6 protein-coding genes are annotated in these 7,301 nt (G+C 66.2%); 3 read left to right on the forward strand and 3 right to left on the reverse strand.

Annotation, left to right across the window (positions count from 1 at the left end):
- The first annotated feature begins 110 nt into the window (after positions 1 to 110).
- Both JZY06_RS10630 and JZY06_RS10635 read left to right on the forward strand, forming a co-directional pair.
- Entirely contained in the window at positions 111 to 1,154 is a 1,044-nt protein-coding gene (locus JZY06_RS10630) for an esterase/lipase family protein (protein ID WP_330617268.1), read from the forward strand.
- Between the two features lie 61 nt (positions 1,155 to 1,215).
- A complete protein-coding gene (locus JZY06_RS10635) occupies positions 1,216 to 1,896 on the forward strand; it encodes a lipase family alpha/beta hydrolase (RefSeq protein ID WP_207279540.1) in 681 nt (226 codons plus the stop codon).
- Here the strand turns inward: JZY06_RS10635 and JZY06_RS10640 are convergent.
- From JZY06_RS10640 to JZY06_RS10650, 3 genes are all read right to left on the reverse strand, one after another.
- Complete coding sequence (locus JZY06_RS10640; RefSeq protein WP_207279541.1) at positions 1,893 to 2,525, reverse strand: hypothetical protein; 633 nt, start codon at positions 2,523 to 2,525, stop codon at positions 1,893 to 1,895. The genes JZY06_RS10635 and JZY06_RS10640 overlap by 4 nt on opposite strands.
- 148 nt (positions 2,526 to 2,673) lie before the next feature.
- On the reverse strand, positions 2,674 to 4,269 hold the full coding sequence (locus JZY06_RS10645; RefSeq protein WP_330617269.1) for a sensor histidine kinase: 1,596 nt from the start codon (positions 4,267 to 4,269) through the stop codon (positions 2,674 to 2,676).
- Between the two features lie 45 nt (positions 4,270 to 4,314).
- Complete coding sequence (locus JZY06_RS10650; RefSeq protein ID WP_207279542.1) at positions 4,315 to 5,025, reverse strand: response regulator transcription factor; 711 nt, start codon at positions 5,023 to 5,025, stop codon at positions 4,315 to 4,317.
- Positions 5,026 to 5,466: 441 nt separating this feature from the next.
- On the opposite strand from JZY06_RS10650, the gene JZY06_RS10655 reads away from it, so the two are divergent.
- Positions 5,467 to 7,239 (forward strand): alpha/beta fold hydrolase, encoded by a 1,773-nt coding sequence (locus tag JZY06_RS10655; RefSeq protein ID WP_207279543.1) that lies wholly within the window; start codon positions 5,467 to 5,469, stop codon positions 7,237 to 7,239.
- The last annotated feature ends 62 nt before the right edge of the window (positions 7,240 to 7,301 follow it).

Here is a 7,301-nt window from a genome sequence, read left to right on the forward strand (position 1 = left end):
TGCCTGCCGCGGCGGGGCAGCCACACCCGCCCCGCTTTGTCCGGGCACCCCACGCCGCCACCTTGTCCAACCGTTTGACCGCCACCACGAATCCCGGGGAGATAGTGACCGTGTCCAGCCATGACACACCCGTACCCGGCCAGCCGGCCACCGGCGGGCCGATGTCCACCAGTTTGTCGCGGCTGCGTGACCGCGGCCATGTCGAAGATGACTGGCGTGCCCGGCCGGTCGGTGACAAACGGTGGCCGGTGGTGCTGCTGCACGGCTCCGCCACCACCGCCGGGGATTTGGCCGCGCTGGTGCGGTTTCTGCGCACCGCCGGCTGGGTTGTGTTCACCCCCGAATACGGCCGGCGGGCAACCCGCGCCATCGAGGATTCGGCCTCCCAGGTGGCCGCCTACATCGACCAGGTGCTGCATGCCACCGGCTGCACGGCATGCGTGATCGTGGCCCACTCGCAGGGCGGGCTGGTGGCCCGCTGGTACATGAAAAACCTCGGCGGACGGGACAAGGTCCACCACCTGGTGTGTCTGGGTTCCCCCAACCACGGGACCTCGTTGGGCGGCATGCTCTCCGGGCTGGTGACAGGCGATACCTCCAGTGCTTTCGCCGAACATGCCATGGACTTCTATTTCGGCGCCGCCGGCCGGCAGCAGCTGCGCGGCAGCCGGTTTCTGGAGCAGCTCAACCACCCGGAGGAGGTTCTTGCCGGGGTGGGCTATACCTGCGTGGCCACCAAAACCGATGCCACCATCCGCCCGCCGTCGTCGTGTTTCCTGTCCCCGCCGGGCGGCGGCGACAGCCCGGCGGTGACCAATTTCTATGTACAGGACATTTTCCCGCTGTACCCGGCCAGCCACGGGGATCTGGTCCGCGACCGGCAGGTGCACCGGATTGTGCGGGATGTTCTCGAACAGGTCGCCTGCCGGGACTGCGGCGCAGGCGGCGCCGGGGACAACCACCGGCCGCCGGTTCTGCTCACCGGCCTCGCCGGGGTTGACCGCCGCTACCTCCCGCCGCCCGAGACTGCGGACGCCCCCGGCACCACCGACGGGAATGCCGGGACCCGCAAAGCGGCGCGCAAACAGGAAAAGAAAGCGAAGAAGGCGAAAAAACAGGCGGACAAAGACGCCGTCTGGCAGGACTGGGTCTAGCCTGCCGAAAACCTGACAACCCGGCAGCAGCAACAGCGGGAAGGCGGCGAGTGGAACGATCATGGGTGTCACGCTGGCACGGTTGATTCCCCGGCGGGGGACACTGCCCGAACCCGTCGCGCGCCGCCCCAATGATATTCCGGTGGTGCTGCTGCACGGCACGGTGTCCTCGCCGGGTAATTTCCTCCCCATTGCCCGGCGGTTGAACAACGACGGCCGCCGCAGCATCGGCATCGAATACGGCCACCGGGGAACAGACCCGCTGGAGGTGTGCCTGCTCGATATCGTCACCCAGCTGGACAAGCTGCTTGAACCCCGCCAGCGCATCGATGTGGTGGGCCATTCCCTGGGCGGGCTGATGGCCCTGAGGCTGGCCCATCTGCCGCAGTTTACCGGGCGGATCCGCACCATCGTCGGGTTGGGCGGATGTTTCAAAGGCCAGCCGGTGACAATGAACCCGCTGCTGCGCACCGCCGTCAATGTGCTGGTCGGCCCCTCCCTGACACAGCTGATGTGCGAATCCGAACTGTCGGCCACCATCCCCGCCGGGGTGAGGCTGATATCGATTGTCAGCGACGCCGACACGATTGTGCCCCGCAGCCGCTCACTCGTCGGTGAGCTGCGCACCGTGCACGGGGTCAGCCACGCCTGGTTGACCACCCTGGCCGACGAAGTGTCGCAGGCCCTGGCCGATGCCGCCGCCGCGGAAAAACCGATCGTGCCCCGCCCGGTGCGGCCCTAGGCCCGGCCCAGCGCCGTGACCGGACGGTCCACGATGCGCATCTGCAGGCTAATTGTCAGCCCCACCCCCATGATCAGATAGAAACCGGCGAGATTGGCCGCCAGCCCCTGATCCACCGCGGCCACCAGCAGCGGAATGGCGGCCACCGCAACCGCCGCGGCGGTGTGGGGAAGAAACACCATGCTCAGCCCCACAGCCCGGCGCGCCAGCACCTCCGGCCGCCGGGCGGTGGTGTATCCGGCGGCAAGCAGATACCAGCCCACCCAGGCGGCCACCACCATCCAGATGACAATCATCAGGGCGCGCAGCGCCACCGACAGCGCGGTGGGGCTGCCGGCGGCGAGAACCGTCACTACGGCCCCCGTGGCGGCGGTGACGGTGACGGCCACCAGCCAGGCCGGCACCGTTGCGGGGAAGGCTTTTGCGGCCAGCGTGAAAAAATCATCCACCGGGCTGATGGCCGCACCGTGCCGGCGGCGGTGGAACAGCTGCTGGGCCGCGCACACCCCCGCCCCGCCGGTGACCACGGGAAGAAAAGACAGCACCACAAGCACGGTGATGACAACGGTATCGGCCAAAAAAGACACCAGCTTCAACAGCCGCCCGTCAAGATCGAGCAGTCCCTTCATTGTTGCTCCCGCCCGGGAATAATCCCTGTCCCTGTCATGTGTTTTCTTCCTCCGCCGGGCCGGCCGCGGCGCGGCGCATGCTGCCGATGCTACCTGCCGGACGGCCGGAAAAAACCCGCTGCGGAAAAACCCGCGCGGGAAAAAACCGCTACCGGTTGTTCTGCACCCCGGTGCCGTGCGCGGCTGCCCCGGGAATGGTGACGGTGAACACGGTCCCCTCCCCCAGCCGGCTGTCGACCCTGATCGATCCTTTGTGGGCCAGCACCAGGGAGCGGGCGATCGCCAGCCCCAGCCCGGAGCCGGAACCGGCGGGATGATGGTCCCGCGACCGGGAGGTGTCAACCCGGTAGAAACGCTCAAAAATGTGGTCGACATCGGCCTGCCCCATCCCGCACCCGTTGTCGGCGACGGTGAACACCACATCGCCCTGCGACGCCGAGACCGTCACCTCCACTTCCGCCGCGGGACCGGCATGGACCAGCGCATTGTTGACCAGATTGGTCAGCACCTGGTTGATGCGGGCGGCATCAGCGGCCATGTCCGGTATCCGCTCGCCGTCACCATCACCGTCACCGTCAATATGCAGCCTGAGGATCCGCTCCGGGTGGGCGGCTTTCAGCGAGGACACAACTGTGCGGGCAATCTGGCACGGATCACAGTCGGTGATCTCCATCGGGGATCCTTCCGCCCGGGTCAACGCCAGCAGATCCTCAACCAGCAGGCTCATCCGCTGTGACTCGCCCTCGACTCTGCCCAGCACATAGTCCGCGTCGGTGGTTGCCCCGGAGCGGTAGAGCTCGGCGAATCCCCGCACACTGGTCAAGGGTGTGCGCAGCTCGTGGGAGGCATCCCCGACGAATCTGCGCATCTGTTCCTCCTTGTCCCGGGCGGTGGTGATCGAATCCTGCAGCCTGCCGAGCATAATGTTCAGCGACTGGGCCAGGTGGCCGACCTCTGTGTTGGCGGGCCAGGAGGGAACCCGGCGGTCCAGATCACCGCCGGCAATGGCCACCGCGGTTTGTTCCACCTCGCACAACGGCCGCAGAGCACGTTTGATGACAAACCAGCTGATGAAACCCAAAACCAACAGCACCACCAGTCCGATGAGAAGCTGCAGCAACGTCAGCCACACCAGCAGCCGGTGGCTGGATTTCAGCGACACCGCCACCACCGTGACCACCGGCCCCTGCTTGGAGACAATGGCCCGCCAATCCGACTGGTCGCCACTGGCGTGCACCGCTGCCACGGTCACCGGGGTGTCAGCAACCGTGATCGCCCGGATATCGGGGGCTGAATCGTGGTCGTTGAACACCAGTGACGTGCCGTCACCGTAGATTTTCTGCACATAGAAATCACTCGGCGGGCGGGCCACATTGGGGTTGGGCCGCGGCAGGTTCCTTCCCGCCCACGACCCCATGGCCTCGGTGAGCTGCCGGTCGATCTGCGCATAGGAGTAGTCCCGCATGAGTGTTCCCACCGCCGCGGCACTGACCGTCAACCCGACGGCGCTGATGACCAGCACGATCACCAGCAGTGTCACCCGCAGCGGAATCGCCTTCAGCCGGCGGCCCGCCGCCAGCCGCCGGCCGCGCCGGGTGCGCGGGCGTGGCCGACAGGCCCCGGCGCCCGGCGCGGGCGGCGGGGTGTCGGCCGCGGGGGGATCGATGGTGTGCGCATCCCCGTCGGCGGCCCCGTCACCGGGTGCGCCGGAAAGGTGCCGGTCCACATGTGGCGTGTTGTTCACAGCTGGTGCACTCCTGGGAGAAAAACAGCACTCGACGGATTGTTTTTAGGTGGCGGACCGGGGCATCCGCAGCACATAGCCCACACCGCGCACGGTATGGATCAGATGCGGCTGCTCATTGTCGATTTTGCGCCGCAGGTAGGAGATGTAGCTTTCCACCACATTGCCGTCACCGCCGAAATCGTAGTGCCAGACATTGTCCAGAATTTTCGCCTTCGACAGCACCACCTCGGCGTTTTCCATCAGGTAGCGCAACAGATTGAATTCCGTCGGCGACAAGTCGACCACGCGCCCGGCTTTGGTCACCTCATGGGTGTCGTCGTTGAGGGTCACATCCGCGTACTCCAGGACCGCATCACTGCCGCGGCCGTCACCCGGATGCGCTCCCCGCCGCAGAATCACCCGCAGCCGGGTGATCACTTCCTCCAGTGAAAACGGCTTGGTCACGTAATCATCGGCGCCGATGGTCAGGCCGTGGATGCGGTGCTCCACCGCGTCTTTGGCCGTCAAATAGAGCACCGGCGCATCCAGGCCCTTAGCCCGCAGCCGGCCGAGCAGCTCGAAACCGTCCATACCGGGCATCATCACATCCAAAATGAAGGCATCCGGGTCAAACTCGGCGGCCACTTCCAGCGCCCGGGCACCCGATGATGCGGTGGCCACCTGGAAGCCCTGGAATTCCAGGGACACTTTCAAAAGCTCCACAATGTTCGGTTCATCGTCGACGACGAGAACTTTCACCGCTGCGCTGGGCATGGTTGCCACCGGACCTTTCGACGGGGATGTCTGTTGTGCGCGGGCAGAAAAACCACCCGCATTCCACTCCAGAGTATGGCAAAACGCCCTGCGGGAACGCTGCCCGGATGCTGGCAGTTGGCTGTCAAGGACCGTTGTGCGGCGCCGCGGTGCCCGGGACGACACGGAACAATCCGCGGGCGGCCTGTCATGTGCGGTTGCAGTGTCATCACTGCGCCGCGGCCGCCCGCGGATTGTGTTCCCCATGTCACCGGTATGCCGTCGGAAGGAGGAATCCGGCACCCGGTGCGCACCACGGAGAGGACCCCAGTTTCCCAATCTGTTGTCCGCGCACACCAGTGTGGCCCCACCGGTTTCACATCCGCTGGAGCGAACCTGCCAAGATACTGTGAACCTTCGGGCAAAACCCTGGATGCCGGTTGCCCGCGGTAGGTTGAAGCGGTGAACTTTTCCAAGCGTCCTTTCACCGTGACAGCCGCTGCCGTTGCAACCGTGCTGGTATTCGGTACCGCAGCCTGCTCCAGCGGCGGGAATTCCCCGGCCGGTTCCACCGGCGGTGCCGTTGCAACCGTCAGCAACACAGCACCAACCGCCGCGGGCGGTGACACCGGTGGCTCGGCCCCGGACGGAAAGCCGGTGTGGCCGGATGACGGTACCTCCCCGCCGCCGGTACCGGTCATCGATTTCCACCCCTGCAGCAGTGTTGATGACGGACGCTGCGGCACCGCCGCGGTTCCCCTGGACTACCGGGATCCGGACGGTGATGCCATCGCCATTGATGTCGCGGTCATTGATGCCGCCGACCCGGATTCCCGCCGCGGCGCCATCTTCGTCAATCCCGGCGGCCCCGGTGAATCGGCGATCGGCCATCTCACCCGGTTCAGGGAAGTACTGGGTCCGCAGATCACCGACCGGTTTGATCTGGTGGCTGTCGACCCGCGGGGGGTCGGCATCTCCTCGCAGGCCCGCTGCTGGTCGACGGCCACCCCACCGGACTACATCGACCAGGCCCCGTCGACCGACGATGAAATCAAGGTGTGGATCGACAACAACAAATACGAAAATGCCGCCTGCGCGACCTCGGGTGTCCCGATCATCAACCATGTCTCCACCGCCAATGTGGCCCGCGACATGGATCTGGTTCGCCGGGCACTGGGCCTGGATGAACTCAATTTCGTCGGTTTGTCCTACGGCACGGTGGTCGGCGCCACCTACCGGTCACTGTTTCCCGACACCACCCGGGCAATGATTCTGGACGGGGTGGTCGATCCGGTGGCATGGACCTCGGGCGGCGATGACCCCACCATTCCGGTCAGTGTGCGCACCGGAACCGCAAAGGCCGCCCACCAGTCACTGCTGGCGCTGTTGGATGCCTGTGAGACAGCGGGCCCGGACAGATGCCGGCATGCGACAACCATCCGGCGGGAATGGCAGCAGACAACCGATGCCCTGCGCCACGGCCCGGTGCAGGCGGGGCTGGATACCGTCAGCCTGACATCACTGGTGTTTTCGGCGGTTGCCCTGCAGTACGACCCGGATGATGCGCAGGCCCTCATCGACATGATTCACGACACCTACCGGCAGGTCATCGAAGGCGAAAGCTACGTGGCGCCCCCGCCGCCGGCCACCGGCGACACCGGTGGCTGGCAGTCCCCCACCGCACCGGCAGCCGCACCCGCGGCATCCGATGATGCCCCCCAGCCGCAGTCCGCCCCGGAGCACACCGCTGACGGGCGGCGGATTGTCCCGGCCACCCGCAGCCAACCCGATGACGCCGTGTGGTGGGACACCTTCACCCAGCAGGCACCCATGTGCGCCGATGCCCGCAACCCGGACAGCTATCAGGCCTGGGTGGACTACAGCAACAGCCCGGAAGCGCTCGCCAATCCCTTCACCGGGGTGTGGCTGTGGAATTCCTCTCTGTGCGCCCGGTGGCCGGGCACCGACCCCGACGCCTACCGCGGGCCTTTCGACACCGCAACCGCCACCGGCCCGCTGGTGGTGGGCAACACCCACGACAACGCCACCGGGCTGGACCAGGCAGAAGCTGTGGCAGCAGCAATCCCCGGGGCGGTACTTGTGACGGTCGACTCCTTCGGGCACACCGGCATCGACAAATCGGCCTGCGCACTGTCGGTGGCCACCGACTATCTTGTCGATCTGTCCCTTCCCGCCGACGGCACCGTCTGCCCGGCCGACAAGCAGCCGTTTTAGAAAAAAAAGACACGGCCCTTAAAAAAAATAAGGCACCACGGCACAACCGCTGCACCGGCAGC

The organism is Corynebacterium mendelii (assembly GCF_017307055.1).
Classification (GTDB): Bacteria; Actinomycetota; Actinomycetes; order Mycobacteriales; family Mycobacteriaceae; genus Corynebacterium; species Corynebacterium mendelii.

Coding starts and splice junctions, on each gene's coding strand:
- JZY06_RS10635 (WP_207279540.1), top strand. CDS start 1,216: ATGGGTGTCACGCTGGCACGGTTGATTCCCCGGCGGGGGACACTGCCC.
- JZY06_RS10640 (WP_207279541.1), bottom strand. CDS start 2,525: ATGAAGGGACTGCTCGATCTTGACGGGCGGCTGTTGAAGCTGGTGTCT.
- JZY06_RS10650 (WP_207279542.1), bottom strand. CDS start 5,025: ATGCCCAGCGCAGCGGTGAAAGTTCTCGTCGTCGACGATGAACCGAAC.